Annotated in this window: 16 protein-coding genes and 1 tRNA gene; 9 read left to right on the top strand and 8 right to left on the bottom strand. The window is 37.5% G+C overall.

Annotation, left to right across the window (positions count from 1 at the left end; genetic code table 11):
- Positions 1 to 15: 15 nt before the first annotated feature.
- From mnmE to rpmH, 5 genes are read right to left on the bottom strand one after another with little or no spacing between them, the layout of a single operon-like run.
- Entirely contained in the window at positions 16 to 1,389 is a 1,374-nt protein-coding gene (gene mnmE, locus DRZ93_RS12300; protein WP_113743361.1) for a tRNA uridine-5-carboxymethylaminomethyl(34) synthesis GTPase MnmE, read from the bottom strand.
- A gap of 2 nt (positions 1,390 to 1,391) precedes the next feature.
- Positions 1,392 to 3,017 (bottom strand): membrane protein insertase YidC, encoded by a 1,626-nt coding sequence (gene yidC / locus DRZ93_RS12295; RefSeq protein WP_113743362.1) that lies wholly within the window; start codon positions 3,015 to 3,017, stop codon positions 1,392 to 1,394.
- Positions 3,018 to 3,037: 20 nt separating this feature from the next.
- Complete coding sequence (gene yidD, locus DRZ93_RS12290) at positions 3,038 to 3,289, bottom strand: membrane protein insertion efficiency factor YidD (RefSeq protein WP_113743363.1); 252 nt, start codon at positions 3,287 to 3,289, stop codon at positions 3,038 to 3,040.
- Positions 3,247 to 3,615: a ribonuclease P protein component gene (rnpA, locus tag DRZ93_RS12285; protein WP_113743364.1), complete on the bottom strand. Its 369-nt coding sequence runs from the start codon at positions 3,613 to 3,615 to the stop codon at positions 3,247 to 3,249. Before rnpA ends, yidD begins: the two co-directional genes overlap by 43 nt.
- Entirely contained in the window at positions 3,608 to 3,751 is a 144-nt protein-coding gene (rpmH, locus tag DRZ93_RS12280) for a 50S ribosomal protein L34 (RefSeq protein ID WP_113743365.1), read from the bottom strand. The genes rnpA and rpmH overlap by 8 nt, the downstream gene beginning before the upstream one ends.
- 365 nt (positions 3,752 to 4,116) lie before the next feature.
- On the opposite strand from rpmH, the gene DRZ93_RS12275 reads away from it, so the two are divergent.
- From DRZ93_RS12275 to DRZ93_RS12250, 6 genes are all read left to right on the top strand, one after another.
- A complete protein-coding gene (locus DRZ93_RS12275; protein WP_113743366.1) occupies positions 4,117 to 5,790 on the top strand; it encodes a chromosomal replication initiator protein DnaA in 1,674 nt (557 codons plus the stop codon).
- Between the two features lie 30 nt (positions 5,791 to 5,820).
- Entirely contained in the window at positions 5,821 to 6,948 is a 1,128-nt protein-coding gene (dnaN, locus tag DRZ93_RS12270; RefSeq protein WP_113743367.1) for a DNA polymerase III subunit beta, read from the top strand.
- 18 nt (positions 6,949 to 6,966) lie between these two features.
- Entirely contained in the window at positions 6,967 to 8,046 is a 1,080-nt protein-coding gene (gene recF / locus DRZ93_RS12265; protein ID WP_113743368.1) for a DNA replication/repair protein RecF, read from the top strand.
- A gap of 15 nt (positions 8,047 to 8,061) precedes the next feature.
- A complete protein-coding gene (gyrB, locus tag DRZ93_RS12260; RefSeq protein WP_113743369.1) occupies positions 8,062 to 10,494 on the top strand; it encodes a DNA topoisomerase (ATP-hydrolyzing) subunit B in 2,433 nt (810 codons plus the stop codon).
- A gap of 374 nt (positions 10,495 to 10,868) precedes the next feature.
- Complete coding sequence (locus tag DRZ93_RS12255; RefSeq protein ID WP_113743370.1) at positions 10,869 to 11,186, top strand: transposase; 318 nt, start codon at positions 10,869 to 10,871, stop codon at positions 11,184 to 11,186.
- A 3-nt stretch (positions 11,187 to 11,189) separates the two neighbouring features.
- Positions 11,190 to 11,549, top strand: coding sequence for a hypothetical protein (locus DRZ93_RS12250; protein ID WP_113743371.1), 360 nt, complete (start codon positions 11,190 to 11,192; stop codon positions 11,547 to 11,549).
- A 2,178-nt stretch (positions 11,550 to 13,727) separates the two neighbouring features.
- On the opposite strand, the gene glyS is transcribed toward DRZ93_RS12250, so the two are convergent.
- The 3 genes from glyS to tusA form a co-directional block, all read right to left on the bottom strand.
- The gene (gene glyS, locus DRZ93_RS12245; protein WP_113746696.1) at positions 13,728 to 15,794 is read right to left on the bottom strand and encodes a glycine--tRNA ligase subunit beta; all 2,067 of its coding nucleotides are present in this window, start codon (positions 15,792 to 15,794) and stop codon (positions 13,728 to 13,730) included.
- A gap of 20 nt (positions 15,795 to 15,814) precedes the next feature.
- Entirely contained in the window at positions 15,815 to 16,723 is a 909-nt protein-coding gene (glyQ, locus tag DRZ93_RS12240; protein WP_113743373.1) for a glycine--tRNA ligase subunit alpha, read from the bottom strand.
- 89 nt (positions 16,724 to 16,812) lie between these two features.
- Positions 16,813 to 17,037: a sulfurtransferase TusA gene (gene tusA, locus DRZ93_RS12235; RefSeq protein WP_113743374.1), complete on the bottom strand. Its 225-nt coding sequence runs from the start codon at positions 17,035 to 17,037 to the stop codon at positions 16,813 to 16,815.
- Between the two features lie 59 nt (positions 17,038 to 17,096).
- On the opposite strand from tusA, the gene DRZ93_RS12230 reads away from it, so the two are divergent.
- The 3 genes from DRZ93_RS12230 to DRZ93_RS12220 all read left to right on the top strand — a co-directional run bounded on the left by DRZ93_RS12230 (position 17,097) and on the right by DRZ93_RS12220 (position 19,188).
- Positions 17,097 to 17,172: transfer RNA gene (locus DRZ93_RS12230), tRNA-Thr, on the top strand.
- Between the two features lie 183 nt (positions 17,173 to 17,355).
- On the top strand, positions 17,356 to 17,865 hold the full coding sequence (gene tpx / locus DRZ93_RS12225) for a thiol peroxidase (RefSeq protein ID WP_113743375.1): 510 nt from the start codon (positions 17,356 to 17,358) through the stop codon (positions 17,863 to 17,865).
- A gap of 294 nt (positions 17,866 to 18,159) precedes the next feature.
- On the top strand, positions 18,160 to 19,188 hold the full coding sequence (locus DRZ93_RS12220) for an OmpA family protein (RefSeq protein ID WP_113746695.1): 1,029 nt from the start codon (positions 18,160 to 18,162) through the stop codon (positions 19,186 to 19,188).
- Positions 19,189 to 19,230 lie beyond the last annotated feature (42 nt).

Raw genomic sequence — 19,230 nt, 5'->3', positions numbered from 1 at the left:
GGTGCTGAGCACCTTTTATTTTCCAATACAGAATGTAGAGAAAATCTTACCTAAAAGGTCATCTGAAGTAACTTTTCCGGTAATCATTCCTAAATGATTCTGAGAAATTGACAGCTCTCTTGCACATAAAACCAAATCACCAAACTTAAGCATATCAATGGCTCTGTCTATTGCTTCTATTGTTTCGTTGAGCTCATTGGTATGGCGCCTTCTGGCAGAGAATACACCTTCTGCTGGTATAATTCCAAGCGCCTCAACAAGAGCTGTATATAGATCTGAAGTACCATCCTTGATCTTTGTTGAGCAGTTTACCTGCTTATAACAGATAAAATCCTCACTGTTTAAAAGCTGCTCTGTTGAGCTGTTTGGCAACAGATCGGTTTTGGATTTAACAATAAGAATATTACGGTTGTCACCAGAGAGACTTATTATTTTATCCAGAGTATTTTTAGCCTCAGGAGCCTCCATTGAGCTGTCTATCATCAGTAATACCAAATCAGATCTCTTAAGCTCATCTATGGCCTTATTAATGCCTATAGCTTCAATTTCATCACCAGGTACATCTCTGATTCCTGCTGTATCAGTTATAGTAACAGGTATACCCTCAACTTCTATATTGATAGTCAGAGTATCTCGGGTTGTACCTGGTATATTGGTTACAATAGCTTTATCAGAGCCGGCAAGAGCATTTAGTAGGCTTGATTTACCAGCATTTGGTGAGCCTGCAAGTACAATTCTTGCTCCTTCATTTAGCTTTACGCCCTGACCTGCAAGAGACAGTGCCTCATTAGCTATATTTTTAATTTCGATTAAATTATTTTCAGCCTTGCCTGAATCGAAGAAATCTTCGTGCTCTTCAGGAAAATCAAGGCAGGCCTCAATTCTTACTCTGAAGTTGGTAAGAAGCTCTGTAAGATTATGCAGGTATTTGGCAAACTCGCCATCTAATGAGGCAAGAGCTGCTTTTGCTGCGCTGTTGGAACCTGCTGATATGAGATCCTCTACAGCCTCTGCTTTAGTCAGGTCTATTTTGCCGTTTAAAAAAGCTCTGCGGGTAAATTCACCAGGCTCTGCCTGACGCACACCATCAATAGCTAAAACAGCACTTAAAACCTGCTGAGGAACAATATTGCCACCATGCCCCTGAAACTCTATGGTGTCCTCTCCTGTGTATGAGTTAGGTCCTTTCAGATAAAGAACAAGACCCTCATCAACTGGATTTTCTCCATCATAGAATTTACGAAAGTAGGCAAGTCTTGGTTTGATATTTTCAAGGTGGGCAATCTTGGCTGCAACTTCAAGGGCCTTATTTCCTGAGACCCTAATAATGGCAATGCCACCGCGCCCAGGCGCAGTGGCAATTGCTGCAATAGTATCATCAAAAGACATAGTTAGCTTTTAACGTGTAAACCACGCTTTTCAAGTGATTTGTAAATCAGAACCTGTTGCAGGATTGTAAATAGGTTAGATACAAGCCAGTACAGTGTCAGACCTGCAGGGAAGGTACAGAACATAAAGGTAAATACTAATGGCATGGCCATAATAACCTTTCTCTGTACAGGATCATTTACAGGTGTAGGTGACATCTTCTGTATAAAGAACATTGAAATACCATATAAAATAGGTGTTACAAAGTATGGATCATATACAGAAAGGTCAGTAATCCAGCCGATAAATGGGGCGTGACGTAATTCTGTTGACTCCATCAGTGTCCAGTACAGGGCAATGAAGATAGGCATCTGAATTAACAGAGGCAGACAGCCGCCAAGAGGATTTACTTTCTCTGTCTTATACAGACGCATAGTTTCCTGACCTAACTTCTGTCTGTCATCTTTATATCTTTCACGCAGCTCCTGCATCTTTGGTGTTAAAAGACGCATTTTGGCCATAGATGTATACTGAGCTTTAGTCAGTGGGAACAGACAGGTACGTACCACTAATGTTAACAAGATAATTGAGAAACCCCAGTTGCCAACGAAGCTCTGAATAAATTCAAGAATCTTGAATAAAGGAATAGAGATGAACCATAGCCAGCCATAATCAACAGTCAGATCGAGGTTTGGTGCAACACCTGCCATGATGTCCTGTGATTTAGGACCTAACCACATCTGAGCCTTAAAGTTGTGCTCTGATCCTGCTTCAATTGATGTTGCTTTGGTTCTGATACCAATAATGGCATCTCTGTCATCCTTAGATGCGCTGGTATAGATTACATTGTCAGTATTCTCACCACCGATCCACGAGGCAACAAAGTAGTGCTGAATCATGGCAACCCAGCCGGCCTTGGTATTTACATTGATATTCTGTTTGTCATTTGACAGATCGATAATATCATCTAAGGTCTCTTTTTCGTATCTGCTCTCCTGAGTTGAGTAGGCAGTACCTCTATATGCACCGGCAACCATGCCAAAAGCACCTGCATTTGACTGCTGCTCAATATCAGCAGTCTGCTTTAACTGACCGAAGAAGGCCATTGAAAGAGCTTTATCAGTATTGTTCTTTACCTTGTACTCTACGTCAATTACGTATGAGTCTTTCTTCAAAGTAATAATTTTCTGATAGTCAACACCGTTTTTGTTGTAGTTAAGAACTGCACTTACGCTGTCTTCACCATCTTTCATGGTGTATGATTTGGCAGTTGATGTGTAAAGAGGTCTCTCTTTGCTGTCTGGACCATCTTTACCGGCTAAACCGCTTTGTGCCTGATAGACAAAAGAAGGCTCAGTCATTAACAGATGAAATGGATCATCCTTACCCTGCTCCTGTGCGACTTTTAAAAGCTTGGCATCTTCAATGTCGCCGCCGGCAAGGTTGATCTGTAGCGATAATACATCGTTCTTTAACTCAACTAATTTGGAGATAGAACTGTTAGCAAGAACTTCTTCTTTCATAAGTTCTGCAGCTGCATGCTGCTCAGCCATTTTTATAGCATTGAGTTTATCGCTCTCCCATGCCCAGTATAAGAACATAGACAAGGTTAGAAAAAGGATAAGTAGTAAATTTCTTTGTTGTTCCATCTGTACAGCCCCAAAGGCACTTAGTTGTGTTCTTCTGATTTTCTCGGTACAGGATCTATCCCGCCTTCATGTAAAGGATGGCATTTGCTCAGTCTTTTAGCACCAAGATAAACCCCTTTGATAAGACCCCATTCTTCTATAGCTTCAAGTGTATATTGCGAACAGCTAGGATAAAAGCGGCAACGTTGCCCAAGCAACGGACTTAATACCGCCTGATAGGTTTTAATCATCAGAATTGCTGATTGTCCAATTGGCGAGAGATTTTGTGCCATAGTCTCTTTAATGTACAACTCAGTTCGATGTTGCTTAATTCACCTATCTTTGGTTTAGCAATAAATACTAAATCTATATTAGGTAGGCATCCCCTAGAAACTCTAAAGGTCTCTCTGACAACGCGTTTAACATTATTTCGCCAAACAGCGCGCTTTAAGACCTTTTTTGGTACAACAAGTCCGAGCCGCGAACATTCCACATCGTTCCTTATTGCTAGAAGAACGATTCCAGGTGCGCTGGCACGGACAGTGTTGTTTTTAAATACCTTATCAAATTGCTCGGAGGTTAGAATTCTAGCCTCACGAGGAAAGGTGTTATTAGCCATTAACTGTGGTTAAACGTTTACGGCCTTTAGCACGACGACGGGCTAAAACCTTACGACCATCAGCAGTACGCATGCGAACACGGAAACCATGGGTGCGCTTGCGCTTCTGTGTATTTGGCTGGAAAGTACGCTTCATTTGTGTAACTCCAATTAGACGGTGTACTCTACCGTCTTAGTTTTTCTTGCAAGTTTAGTACTTTGTAAGTACATAATGAACGGATTATTCTACAATGTATTTTCAGTTATGGCAATACTGTACACTATTGCTGACGCTAATTTTTTCATTTTTTCATCATGTTAATAAAGACACTATAAAAAGCTATTAAACAGTTTACAAAAAGACCACTATACGTGTTTTTAAATTTTTAAAATATTTATTATAAAACAATATCTTATATCATTTTTTTAAATTAATACTGCAATATAATATCTTTAGGATAGATGCGTAATATGGTATGATCTTAATATTTTACGGAACAATAATTTAATCTAGGTTTTAGCATGGATCCTATTCTTATTTGGAATAAAGCTGTAGAGAACATTCTTTCAACGAAGCAAGACCCAAAAGACATAGCTATTATTCAACTTTTTTTATATCAGGTAAATCTTTCCTTTGAAGATGGGAAGATCAAGTTCCTTTGTACATCCAAGTTTATATATACTCAGTTTTTACCATTTAGTGAAGCATTTATAGATGAAGTATGCCGTCTTATAGGCAGAACAGATGTAGGTTTTTCAATTGAAGCTGTTGACCCTAACAGACAAAACTCACTTGATTTTGGTCAGCAGAGTGCCGCTAACACCATGGGGCAGCAGCCTATGTCTCAGCCTCTAGCTCAGCAGCCACCATCATTACTTGCAAATACAAATATGCCTCAGGCGCCAATGGCAGATATGAGTATGCAGCAACCTTCAAATCTTGGTATAAATCAGTTTGGAGGCTATTACAACCCATATTCTTCAGTATCTCAGTATTCTGCACCTGGAATGAATTTTTCCATGCAGCATACTGATCCTATGCATAACAACTTTCAGGTAAACAATTTTACACAGGTTCCTCAACAGAACTTCAATAACTCTCATGTAAACCAGAATGTTGCCAGACCAAAAGTCAGGACTCAGCAAAGTGTAGCTAACGGTTTAGATATAAAGTTCCATATCAATCCAAATAAGACCTTTGAAAATTATGTTACAGATCCAGACAATAAGATGCTCTATGCCACAGCTTTAAAAGTAGCTACAACACCTGGCAATCAAAGTATCAATCCTTTGTATATTCATGGAGCATCTGGTCTTGGCAAGACTCACCTCCTGCTTGCTATAGCAAACAGAATCAAACAGACCAAACCTGAAGTAAAGGTACTTTATGTAAGAGCTGAAGAATTTTTAAGACATTATGTGGCATCTATGCAGATTGGACATAATGTTGACTTCCAGGGTCTTTATACTGCTTATGATGTGTTTATTGTGGATGACGTGCAACTGTTTGCATCAAGTCCAAAAACCAGAGACACATTTTTTGATATTATTTCAGACTTTATTGACAGACCAGGTCGTCATCTGGTACTTGCATCTGATGTGGCTCCTGCCAACCTTACAAATTTCTCACCAAGACTGACTACAAGATTTGGTTCAGGAGTCTGTATAGAGGTAATATCACCTTGCACAGAGACAAGAAGCGCTATCATCAAGAGTAAATGTCAGGAAATGAATATCAATCTTCCTGATGATGTCTGTGATTATATTGCCAAGAACATTCAGTCTAATGTTCGCGACATAGAAGGCGCAATAAAAACTTTAAATACCCATATTGAGGCCTGCGGCAGTTTAAAGATAGATGATATAGCCAGAATTATCAGTGACCAGATCTGTATCTCAAATCAGTCCTTATCTATGGATGCCATTAAAAAGCGTGTATCTGAGGAAATGGATGTAAGTATAGAAGATATGATGTCCAGCAAGAAAGTGCGCAATATATCTCTTGCAAGATCTATTGCCATGACACTTATAAGAGAGCTCATTCCAAATAGCTCACTGTCATCTATAGGTGCCGAGTTCCATAAGGATCACTCTTCTGTGCATGAGGCTATCAAAAAGATAAGAACAAAAATTTCTAAAGATGCAGATTTTGCAGCAAGATATCATAGTCTTGAGCTTTCACTAAAAAAGAAATAATAGTATTAATATTAATCGTAGAGAACAGTTATGAAATTTCAGTTACCAGTACAGGTTATATATAAAACAGTAACTCAATTATCTAGTGTTGCCGGCAGTACAAATAAGGACGATATTGTTCAGAATATTTATCTTAAAGTTCAAAATGGAGAACTTGTTTTAAGAGCAACCAACTATGGTCTTGAGATGACTACAACTTTAGCCCTGGTTGATGACGGCATGTCTGTTATTGAGGGTGAGACAACTGTTAATGCATCTAAGCTTACACAGGTTTTGTCTAAAATGCCTAATACTGCCAATGTTCATTTTTCAGTAATTGAAGATGAGATGACTATTACCTCAGGTACTTCTGAGTTTGTGCTTAGAGTAAGAAGTGCCAAAGACTTCCCAGTGTTTGAAGAGGAAGATGTTACACAAAAAATCGTTTTATCTCAGAAAAAACTTAAATCAATTATAGACAGATCTGCATTCTGCGTCTCTGCCGATGATTTTAGAGATTATCTAAAAGGCATCAGACTAGAGGCTGATAGCAGTACCTTATCTGTATTCACATCTGATGGTCATAGAATGGCTATTTTAGAAACCACTCTTGATGTGCCTGTAGAATCATTTCTTGGTGTATGCCTGATTAAAAAATGTGCTACTGAAATATCCAAACTGCTTAGCTTTACAGATGATCTAGTAGAGCTTTCATTTTCAAAGAACATTTTAGTAACACAGATCAATAATACTCGTCTGTCATCAAAACTGCTCATATGCGGTTATCCAAATGTAAGAGCAGTTATACCAAAGATTTTCACTACATATATTGTGCCACGTGCTCAGACCAATGATTTGATTTCATCTGTTGCCATTCTATCTTCAAAGAGACTAAATGGCGTTACTATGAACTTTGATCATAATTCACTGCAGTTAAGATCAGAAAACTCAGAGCATGAGGTAGCTACTGCTCAATTAGAAATCAGTAATGACAATGAGCCAGTTGAGATTTCACTAAATGCATCTTATGTGAATGAGACCCTGAATGTCATACGCAGTCAGAATGTCAAGTTCAGTTTCTCTCAGCCAATAGCACATGCTATGATTGAAGCAGAGAGCTATGATGACAATGATTGTGGAGTAACAGCAAAGTATGTTATTTCACGAGTTGTAGTTTAATTTAACTACACCTTTTATATGTTAATTAAAAGGCTTTTAGTCTCTAACTTTCGAAATCTATCCTACGTAGACTTCTCACCCGCTGCCACTTTTAACATAATCTATGGTAAGAATGGCAGTGGAAAAACCTCTATTCTTGAATCTATTTCATACCTGTCCTTATCCCGATCCTTTAAAAAGGTACCGTATCAGTATCTGATTCAAAGTGGCTCTAAATCCTTTAATATTTACGCAGAGATAGTACCAGATAACAGTGATTTTCCTTTAAAGCTTGGTGTCTCAAAGGACAGGGGGGCAGATACTAAAATTTTAATAGATTCTAAACCTGTAACCAGACTTACTGATCTTGTTGATAATATCTCTGTACAAATCATTCATCCGCAGAGTTATGAATTGGTTACAGAGGGTCCTGAGTTAAGACGTAATTATATTGACTGGGGTGTGTATTATCATGATCAGAAATTTAAAAGTCAGTGGTTAGATTACAGACGTATCTTGAAACAAAGAAATGCTCTTTTAAAGTCAAATGCTTCTTATAATGAAATTCAGGTATGGGATAACCTGTTAGTTAATCTGTCAGATTCCATAAATCAAAAACGCTCAGATTATCTCAAACTTTTAGAGCCATTACTAATACAAATACTAAGTGAATTTCTGCCTAAATATTCCTTCAAATTTTACATGACCAAGGGCTATGATGATGGTACCGATTTGTACTCTTTATTGGCTCAAAACATTGAAAAAGATAGGGTTTTAGGGTATACTTTTTACGGTTGTCACCGTGCAGATCTTAAGATTAAATCTAACTCGGTTGCTGCAGGTGTTACTTTATCTCGTGGGCAATTAAAGTTATTGGTTTGCGCGATGAGGCTGGCTCAAGGAATATTATTAAAACAGCTCTCTGGTATCAATTGCATATATCTTATAGATGATCTTAATTCTGAGTTAGATTCAAACTCTCAGAATATCCTTCTAAGCCATTTATTAAAATGTCGCAATCAGGTATTTGTTACAAATATTACCAATGATATTGTATTGCCTAAGAGTAATGATTTTAACTATTTTGAATTAACAGACGGTAATATAAAGAATTATTAGACTAAAGAGGTAAAAATGTCATCATCAGATTCAAATTACGGCGCCTCAGGTATTAAAGTTCTTCACGGCCTTGAGGCTGTAAGAAAGCGTCCTGGTATGTACATAGGCGACACAGATGATGGTTCTGGTTTACATCACATGGTTTTTGAGGCCGTTGATAATTCAATCGATGAGGCTTTAGCTGGATTCTGTACTGAAATATTTGTAACTATCTGCGATGATGGTTCTGTATCCGTAAAAGATAATGGTCGTGGTATTCCTGTTGATATCCACCCTGAGGAGGGAAGATCTGCAGCCGAAGTTGTAATGACAGTGTTACACGCTGGTGGCAAGTTTGACTCAAACTCTTATAAGGTTTCAGGTGGTCTGCACGGAGTAGGTATCTCTGTTGTTAATGCTCTTTCAGATAAGCTTGTCTTAACTATCAGAAGACAAGGCAAAATCTGGCAGCAAACCTATTTAAATGGCGGTAATCCAGAGGCCCCTTTAAAAGCTATAGGTGATACTGAGGAGACAGGAACTGAGGTACGTTTCTATCCATCTGACAGTATATTTACCAATACAAACTTTGAATATCAGATTTTAGCCAAGAGATTAAGAGAGCTTTCATTCTTAAACTCAGGTATAAAGATTATTCTTACTGATGAGCGTGAAACTCCTGCTAAGAGCCATACCTTCCACCATTTAGGAGGTATTCAGGAATTTGTTGCATACCTCAATAAAGGTAAGACTCCTTTAAATAATAAGATTTTCCATACAACTAAGCTGTGTGAAGGTAACATTCAGATTGAAGTAGCTATGCAGTGGACAGATGGCTATTCTGAATCAATTTTCTGCTTTACCAATAATGTGCCCCAGAAAGATGGTGGTACACACCTAGCTGGTTTCAAGCGTGTTGTTACTACAACCTTCAGCTCATTCCTTGAAGAACAGGGATATACCAAAAAGCATAAGGTTAGCACACAGGGTGACGATGCACGTGAAGGTCTAACAGCAGTTATCTCTGTTAAGATGCCTGATCCTAAATTCTCTTCACAGACCAAGGACAAGCTTGTAAGCTCTGAGGCCTCCTCTGCTGTTGTTAATGCTATGTCTGATAAGCTAAAGGAATTCTTAGAAGAGAACCCTGCAGAGGCTGAGTCTATTTGCATGAAGATCATCGAGTCAGCCCGCGTAAGGGATGCTATGCGCAAGGCTCGTGATTTATCACGTAAGAGTGGCAAACTTGATGTAAACTCATTACCTGATAAGCTTGCCTCCTGTAGAGAGAAAAATCCTGCTTTATGTGAACTTTTTATTGTTGAGGGTGACTCTGCTGGCGGTTCTGCCAAAGGTGGTCGCGATTCTAAGTTCCAGGCAATTCTACCTTTAAGAGGAAAGATTTTAAATGTGGAGAAAGCACGTTTTGACCGTATGATTCAGTCACAACAAGTAGGAACATTAATTACAGCACTAGGCTGTGGTGTAGGCAAGGATGAGTACAATCCAGATAAGTTCAGATATCACAATGTTATCATCATGACAGATGCTGACGTTGACGGCGCTCATATTAGAATTCTGTTGCTTACATTCTTCTATAGACAGATGCCAGAAATCATTGAGCGTGGATATGTATATATTGCTCAGCCACCTCTCTATAAATATCAGAAAGGCAAGCAGGCAGTGTATGTACAGTCTGATAAAGAGGCTTTACAGTATAGAACAACTCTAGCAATTGAAAACTCTGCCCTCTATGTAAATGCTGAGGCAGCACCAATTTCTGGTTTACCACTGGAGAAGCTGTTTACAGAATACAATAAGTTATTCTCAGTTATGCCAAGACTGTCCTCTAAGCTACATAAAGATATCATCATTAATCTCATTTACTCTCAGTTACTAGATGAGTCTAAACTTGCAGATGCAGAATATGTAGATCAGTGGACTGCAAACTTTGTAAAAACACTACCATCTCAGTCAAATGAGGGTGTGTATTATAAGTACAGAATTGAAAAAGATGAGTTAAATGGCGGTATTAATCAGCCAGTTATTATTCATCATATTCATGGCATTGACTATGAATACAAGTTGACTCAGTCATTCATGCACTCAACTGATTATCACCTGCTTGAAAAACTAAATACTTTGGTTGGTACCTTAGTAGAAGAGGGTGGCTATGTTATGTCTGGCTCCAAAAAGTTTGAGGTTAAAAACTTCCATGATGCATACAACACCTTAATGAATGAGGGTTTTGCCGGCGTAAAGATTCAGCGTTATAAAGGTCTGGGTGAGATGTCAGCAGAGCAGCTGTCAGATACAACAATGAACCCAGATACTCGTACTTTATTACGCGTTTCTATTGAGGATGCAATGGAAGCAGATCGTATTCTTTCAGAACTTATGGGTGATGAGGTTGAGGCCAGAAGAACCTTTATTTCTGAGAACTCAGATCAGGCTACACTTGATATCTAATAAAATTAAAAAATACTACTCTACATTTTAAATCTATTAACGAGTATTCCAAAACCGAACTCCTATATTTTAGCAGTTCGGTTTTTTATTAATAATCATAATTAATGCAGCTGTTAATTAATAAATCCGCTGACTCTTGAGATCACACTACTACCCCTTAAATAGGGATGTGTTCCACGTGGAACATATAGTCACTTAATTGCAGATATAGCAACAAAACAAATATTAAACTCACAATTTATCTTTATAATACAAATTTTTATTAATATATGCAGATCTCCTGCGTTTAGCACTTAAGTAATATATAAAATGTCTCCTAGCCTGAATGGGACCTTTTTGCGCCAAATTAAATTTTTATCTACAACACACACCATATGCGCGGTCCATCAAAAGAGGCTCGTTTCAGTCAACCTCTTGTCTCAGTTTCACTGATAATAGATGAGCGGGGTGTTCCTATTAATTTTGCTGTATTCCGTGGCAATGTCTCTGAATTTAAACAGGTTGCTCCTACTATTGAGATACTCAAAGAGCGGTATAACGTACAGAGGTGTTATTTTGTTGCAGACAGAGACATTAACTCTACCTCCAATCTTGAGGGGATATTAAAGAAATCATTAGTATTTATTCATACTCAGAAGATTACTGGACAGTCAAAAAGAGATACAGTGCATATGTTGGATCCTAACGGCTGAAACATGACAACCAATCAGATCTCATTAAATCTTAACAAGGCCATGGTTATGCCTTTGTGCCTTAGCAAAGAGGAGACGCTTTACATAAATTACTTTGAAAATGCTGATATCTATACTCCTAAGTCTACAAGGCTATCAGCTCAGGATAATGACGTACTTGATGTAAAATCAGCCATTGACAATTACAACAACCAAAGGAAAAAAGAAGCCGATACTATAGATACCATTATAAAAGCTATGGGTCTTGAGCCTCTTAAATTAGTTAATTCTGAGTTTTATATAAAAAAGGCTCTAAAACTCCATCCTTCCGAAAATCTCATTTCTCAAGACAGACTTGCCTCGCTTTTGCTGGCACTAGCATAGATAATAATTGTGGTGTGTTGTTTGAATGAAGTAAAAATATAAGTCACTTAAACACTAATCCGTATGGACTTTCTCTAAAAATATAGCATTAACGCGGGTAAGTAGGGTGGTGTTCCACGTGGAACATCAAGTCACTCAATTGCAGATATAGGAACAAAACAAATATTAAACTCAATTTTTTTTAAAAATTGATCTTTCCAATATTAATTATAATAAAAATATTCTGGTCGGATATACATATATACTTAATTAAAATTTAGTTTCAGTAATTTTACATATAAGAATATTTGTATTAGCTCTAAGGAATTAGCAGATAATCATTCAATATAATATTAATCTTTATCAGAATTATATAATGATAAGTACATCGATTAATTTTGTAGTTTCACTTAAGTATTAATAAATCCAGTTAAACAGCGCACTTATAATGAATCAAATTTCTGAGGTTATATATTTAAAAATAGTGATTAGATTCACTCAGATAGAGATAAGTTAATAGTTGATTATTTTAACTATTTTTCATTTTAAACTTTATAGATACAAGGTAGGTAATTTATGTTCCACGTGGAACAGTATAGGTAGTAAAACTAAAGATCTAAATATAGAGTGATTAAAAATCCAACTCGAAATTATGCGTAGCTCCATTCTAATAGAGTTATTATTCGTATATTTACGTGGACTATAAATTTCAATACCATAAGTATCTACCATATTGGAAAGAAATCAATATTAAAAATGTTTAAACTATGAATATTGAAACAAAGTGTTAAATGTACTTTGTGATTGCTAAATAGAACATATAAGATATTTGATCCCAATAATTACTGTAGATTTATTTTTTTCACAATAAGCGCTTTATCTATTAAATTAAGATATTGAAAATTAGACGATGCAGTTATAGTTCTTAAATGACATCTTAAATGATAGATAATATAAATGTATATAGAGAAGTTTTTTATATGCATTATGTTCCACGTGGAGCAGAGGATCTGAGTAACTTAAAGTAGCATGAATTCCTGATCCTGGTATAGTATAAGAATGTGTATATGAAAGTTTGTGAACAGTTTTCCTCTTTCAAAAGTTGAATATTAGACTTTAATCTTAATATGAACTATTCACAAGTAGTTCTTCTATTCTAATTATTATTAATATGTAATTGAAATTTTCACACCAGTATTTACAATTATTTATTGGTATATCAATAATGTAAAGCGTAAGCTAACATTATAACCATACAGCATGGAGATTATGCAGAATTACTTTTACAAGGATAGAAATCTGTATACATATATGGTTATATTTAGAAAACTTGTTCCACGTGGAAGTTCGCTATCGAATTTTATTAAATCATGATTACAATTTTCTTAATCTCAACTACAAATCAATTATTCACTTGGGACAATAGTGTATCGAACAACCATTGCAAATGTTTGCAAAAATACCACCAAATAATATGCTCCACGTGGAACGATATCTAGTATTTATGTTTATTATTGTATTAAATAATGTATCCACTGCAGTCTTTCCCAGGTTATTTGATTGATAATGGAAAAGGAAACTGCAGAGATTTGGAATATTGTATGTATTGCATTATATTTATATATTAACTACCGGCTAGTTTAGTTGAGTATGATAGTTTTCCTCGTGGAACAATTGATGAAAACTGATTGTCGATTTTCAATAGTCTTAATGCAGATAGCCAGTGTATGACTCTTATTTAGTGAACTTAAGAAGAAAATAAGAATTCAAAACATTATGCATCCGTCTGTAATGGCAGGAATAAATCTTAAGATAGTTGAAACTCTCTTGCGGTGATCTATCTGAACATATTGATTTTAATTTTGTGAAGGGGAGTATATCATTGCATCTCCATCTTCGCATGATGAAGCTAAAACAATTATATCTCTTAGTGTGCAATTTCCTACGACCTGATGTTTAACATTAAGTAAAAATTTGTAGTACTTTTCTATTTATGGTGGATAATATGCCGACTGATACTGTCATTAAAAACTTAAGCACGTAGTAATTTAGTGGTGTTGAGTTATAGAGAAAAGTCTTACAGCAAAATTTCTTAACAAAGTTGATAATAATTTGTAAATTAGATAGGTGGGATATATGAGTTAAATTAACATTGTTTACAAAAGAAGAGAGTGGCTGAAGCCACTCTCCATATAAAGCTTAATATAAAACCGAAATATCTGCGGTCTTTGCAAGAACCATCTTGAGATTTAATAGTATTGAAAGTCTATTATTTTTGATATTAATATCTTCAACATTTACCATTACATTCTCAAAGAAGTTATCTACATCTTCACGCAGCTCTGAGAGAGTTGAAAGAGCCTGAAGATAATCTTTCTTCTCATAGTATGAGCTTACAACAGGTAGTATTGCAGCTAAGCGTTCTACAAGTTGTTTCTCATTGCTATCTTCTAACAGTGACTCGTTGATAGAATCACTTACGTTCTCAGCTTTAGAAAGAATATTAGCAACGCGCTTGTAGGCAGCTGCAAGATCAGATGCTGCATCTAATGCCTTAAATTCTTTAACGGCATATACACGCTTGTCAAAATCTAAGATTGAGTCTGGTGTATTTGCATATACTGCATTGAATATTTCAGCACCGATATCAAGGTCTTTATAGTAGGCCTTTAATCTATTAAATACATAATCTGAAACATCTGCTACAGTTGTCTTGGACTGCATCTTCTTAGTTAGCAGGTCATAGGTGAAAGACAGCAACTTGTTAAGATTCATATCTAGCTTGTTCTCTAGCATAATACGAATAACGCCAATTGCAGCTCTTCTTAAACCGTAAGGATCTTTATCTCCCTTAGGAGCAAGATTAATTCCGAAAATTGCTACTAAGGTAGTGATCTTCTCAGCAAGACTTAGAGCGATCTGAACCTTGCCAGTTGGTACCTTGTCGCCTGCAAATCTTGGCAGGTACTGTTCAAATATAGCATCTGCAACATCAGCATTTTCACCGTCGAGTCTTGCATAGTGCATACCCATAATACCCTGGGTATCTGTAAACTCGTTAACAAGTGTTGTTGCCAGATCGCATTTGGCCAGATGAGAAGCTCTTTTACACAGAGCCTGATCTGCGCCTATTTGTTCGCCAATATAAGCTGCAACCTGTTCTACAATTTCAGATCTGTAGGCAATAGTACCAATATCTTTTTGATAAATAACATTGGTTAATTTATCAAAGTATGATTCTAGTGAGTGTTTTCTATCTGTCTTGAAGAAGAACTCTGCATCTGACAGTCTTGGTCTTACTACTCTCTCGTTACCAGATATGAGTGAGGTTGTATCTGATGGGTTGATATTAGAAATAAATATGAATTTAGGCAATAGCTTGTTTTGTGCATCATAAATTGGGAAATACTTCTGATCGCCCTTCATGGTGTATACAAGAGCTTCTGAAGGAACCTGTAGGAATCTCTCTTCAAATGATGCTAAAAATGCGTGAGGGTACTCAACTAATGATGTTACCTCTTCAAGTAGATCCTCATCAAGATCTGCCTGACCACCAATAGAGTTTGCTAGAGCAATTACCTGCTCTTTAATCATAGTTTTACGTCTTTCATAATCTGCAATGACGTAACCTTCATTTTCTAATAATGAAAGGTAGTTATCGGCTGATGTAAGCTCGACCTGCTGCTTACCCATAAACCTATGACCAAGTAGTTTGGTACCGCTCTGCAGACCTAATATGGTGCCAGAAATTAAATCAGATCCAAATAACATGCACAGTGTATGTACCGGACGAACAAACTCTTCTTTCTTATCGCCCCAGTGCATGAGCTTAGGGATAGGTAAAGACTCTAATGATTCTTTGAACATCTGAGGAATTAAAGATGTTGTATCATCTCCTTTCTTTAAGGACTTGATATAAAGCCACTCGCCTTTCTCAGTCTTTAATGTAGATACATCTTTAATATCAACACCATTGGAGTTGGCCCAGCCTAGTGCTGCTTTGGTTGGTTCGCCATTAGCATCATAAGCAACTTTGACAGATGGACCTTTGATTTCAATTTCTCTATCTTCCTGCTTTTCATCAAGGGAGGCTATAAATAAAGACAGACGGCGAGGTGTGGCATACCATTTTGCCTCATCATACTTTAAGCCTGCACCATCAAGTCTTTTGGTAAACTCGTCTAGAAGTGCAGTAGACAGTTTTCTTAAAGACTTTGGCGGTAACTCCTCAGTTCCCAGCTCTAGTAAAAGATTTTTGTTAGACATTGTTGAATCCTTTTAGTCTGTTATTTGGAGCACATTGGGAAACCAAGAGCTTCACGAGATTTGTAATAAGCCTCTGCAACTGACTTTGATAATGTTCTGATACGAAGAATATATCTTTGTCTTTCTGTTACAGAAATTGCGTGGCGTGCATCTAAAAGGTTAAAGCAGTGAGCTGCTTTTAGAATTCTCTCATATGCAGGTAATGGCAGTGGCTTTTCAAGAGCTAGTAGATTACTGCTCTCCTGCTCCATCTGATCAAACATCTTAAAGAGGAATTCAGTATCAGCATGCTCAAAGTTATAAGCTGACTGCTCAACTTCGTTCTGGTGAAATATATCTCCGTAGGTAACAACACCGGTTTTGGTATTGGCCCATACAAGATCGTAAATTGAGTTCTTGCCTTGAATGTACATGGCCAGTCTCTCAAGACCATAGGTGAGCTCGCCTGTTACTGGATAGCAGCTAAGTCCTCCGACCTGCTGGAAGTATGTAAACTGAGATACCTCCATGCCATTGAGCCAGACTTCCCAGCCTAAGCCCCAAGCACCTAAGGTTGGGTTCTCCCAGTTATCCTCAACAAAACGTATATCATTGACTGTAGGATCAAAGCCAAGCTCTTTTAAAGAACCAAGATACAGATCCTGAATATCATCAGGGGAAGGTTTTAAAATAACCTGAAACTGATAGTAGTGCTGTAATCTGTTAGGGTTTTCACCATATCTTCCATCAGTAGGTCTTCTTGAAGGCTGTACATATGCACAGCATATAGGTTCAGGACCGATTGATCTGAGGAAAGTCATTGGGTGAGAGGTTCCAGCTCCAACCTCAAGGTCGAAAGGCTGAGCTACCATACAGCCCTTTGACATCCAGTAATCCTGTAAAGTAAAAATCAGACCCTGAAAGGTCTGTAAGTCGTATTTATTTGACATAGTCTATAGTCCGTAACTACAGTGTAAAAAATAAATAGCATTTTAGCAGAAAAGGCAATTCTTAGCTTTATTTATCTGATATAAAGTAATTATTTGCACTTGGTAATGTTATATTTATACTGATTATTATCACAGCCTTGAGTAAGCTCATGACCCATAAATTTACAGTAGGCAGGAATGTCTCTTTGAGATACAGGGTCATCAGAAAGTACCTCTAGTGTGTCTCCTATATTTAGAGTGCGCATCTTGCTTCTTATCATAGTCAAAGGGTCTGGACACCTAAGTCCAAGACAGTCTAAAAAAAAATTATTCATTTTTTAAAAAAATTCTTGCAATTATAAAACTTATTGATATAATGAGCTCACTTTCCTTTGCTGGCTTAGCTCAGTTGGTAGAGCACCTGTTTTGTAAACAGGGGGTCGTGGGTTCGAAGCCTACAGCCAGCACCATCCAAAATACCCCAAGAAATTAAGACTATACAGTAATCTTTGCATTATTGCAATACGCATTTCTTTCGCTCTATTTCTAAAAGCTACATAATAAAATTTATTGAATGAAATAAAATAGGCACCTTAAAAAATTGACGAATGTATAATAAAGAAAACGCAAAATTTATTTAGGAGAAATTTTAAATGACTCAAGTTACTTTTCAGCAGGCAGCGGTAAATGTTAAGGGCTCACTTGTTAAGGTTGGCGACGTTGCACCTAACTTTGTAATGTGCAAGGGCGACCTGAGCGACTACGAATTAGCCGCCAACAAAGGAAAAGTATTAGTTTTATCAGTTGTTCCAAGCCTTGACACCCCAGTATGCCAGGCATCTGCAAGAGCCTTCAATCAGAAAGCAGCTGGTTTAGGTGCTGAGGTTCTGTGCATATCTAAGGATCTTCCATTTGCTTCATCAAGATTCTGCCAGGCTGAGGGTATTGAGAATGTTGTTACCCTGTCAGACTTCAGAAATGACTCAAACTTTGGTGAGGCTTATGGTCTTGAGATCGCTGACACTGTATTACGCGGTTTACTGACCCGTGCCGTTATCGTTGTTGATAAGGAAGGCAAGGTTGCGTACGTTGAGCTCGTAGGCGAGATCACCAATGAGCCTAACTATGATGCAGCTTTAGAGGCAGCCAAGGCCTGCTTATAATCAATATTTATAAGAAAGGCAAAAGTTTTATTGTAATAAAATTTACAATCAGCAAAATAAAGTGTAGAAGGGGGCATAATTATATGCGCCCTTTTATTATTTTGAGGGGTTATATACTTCATATTTAAAATGTCATATTAAGGTTCAAGAGTATGACATAATAGATTGTGCGTGTTTATGGGCTTTATCTTGATTTAAATATATAATTTGCTAAACTGACATATGGCATAAAAATGTAAAGTATTATAGAATTATTACATTAAATTTAGCCTAAATAGGCAAAGGATAATTATTATGAAAAAGAATTTATTAGCACTTTCAGTAGCATTAGCTGTTGGTTCAATGTCATGTGCCTATGCTGCAGTTCCACAAACAGCTTCAGTAGGTGTTCTTGGTGGTTTCTCATTCTTAGAGGCCGGTTCAAATGAGTATGCCAAAATAAGCGATAAGAGCGGTTATGCCGTAGGCGCCTATTTTGGTTATGACTTTACATCATGGATTGGTGTTGAGACTGCCTATCAGTACTTAGGTGGTTTTGAGGCTACCGATAAGGCTGCAAAGAAGGATCATAACCTGTCAGTTCGCGGCCCACAGTTTGCCTTAAGACTGGCTTACCCACTTTCAGAGACTGGTTCTGATGTCTTCTTTAAAGCTGGTGGTATGTACGCTCAGGCCAACTATAACGGCGATCACAGCAACAACTGGAGACCAGTTGTCGGTGCTGGCGTTCAGTACGTATTTGACAATGGTTTAGGTCTGCGTGCAGGTTACGATCACGTATTTGGTGCTGTTCAGTTTGAGGCTGATTCAAAGGGTGCTGAAATTGAGTCTGATTTAGGTTATGCCTATGTTGGTCTGCAGTACACCTTCGGTCGTCCAGCTCCAGCTCCTGCTCCTGCTCCTGCTCCAGTTGCAAAACCAGCTCCAGCTCCACAGCAGTATAACTACTCATTAGATGCAGGCGCCTTATTCCCATTTGACGGTTCTAAGCTGTCAGATGACGGTGTCAACCAGATCGCCGGTGTAGTTGCCGATGTTAAGGCTCAGAACCTCAATGACGTAAGCTATGATGTTAAGGGCTACACTGACAGAATCGGTAACGAGCAGTATAACCTCAAGCTTTCTGAGAAGAGAGCTCAGGCTGTAACTGATGCCCTGATTGCAAACGGTGTTGAGGCTTCAAAGGTAACCAGCGCTGGCTACGGCGAGGCTGATCCAGTTACTGGTGATAAGTGCGATGGCTTATCAAGAGCAAAATTAATTGAGTGCTTAGGTCCAGATCGTCGTGTAGAGATCGTAGTACAGGGTGAAGGCACCAAGTAATTATTAATATGGTTTAAACCATATTCATATAAAAACAATAAA

Source organism: Anaerobiospirillum thomasii (genome assembly GCF_900445255.1).
GTDB classification, from domain to species: Bacteria; Pseudomonadota; Gammaproteobacteria; order Enterobacterales; family Succinivibrionaceae; genus Anaerobiospirillum_A; species Anaerobiospirillum_A thomasii.
The sequence above is the reverse complement of the archived record's forward strand: the minus strand, read 5'-3'. Positions and strand labels throughout refer to the sequence as shown.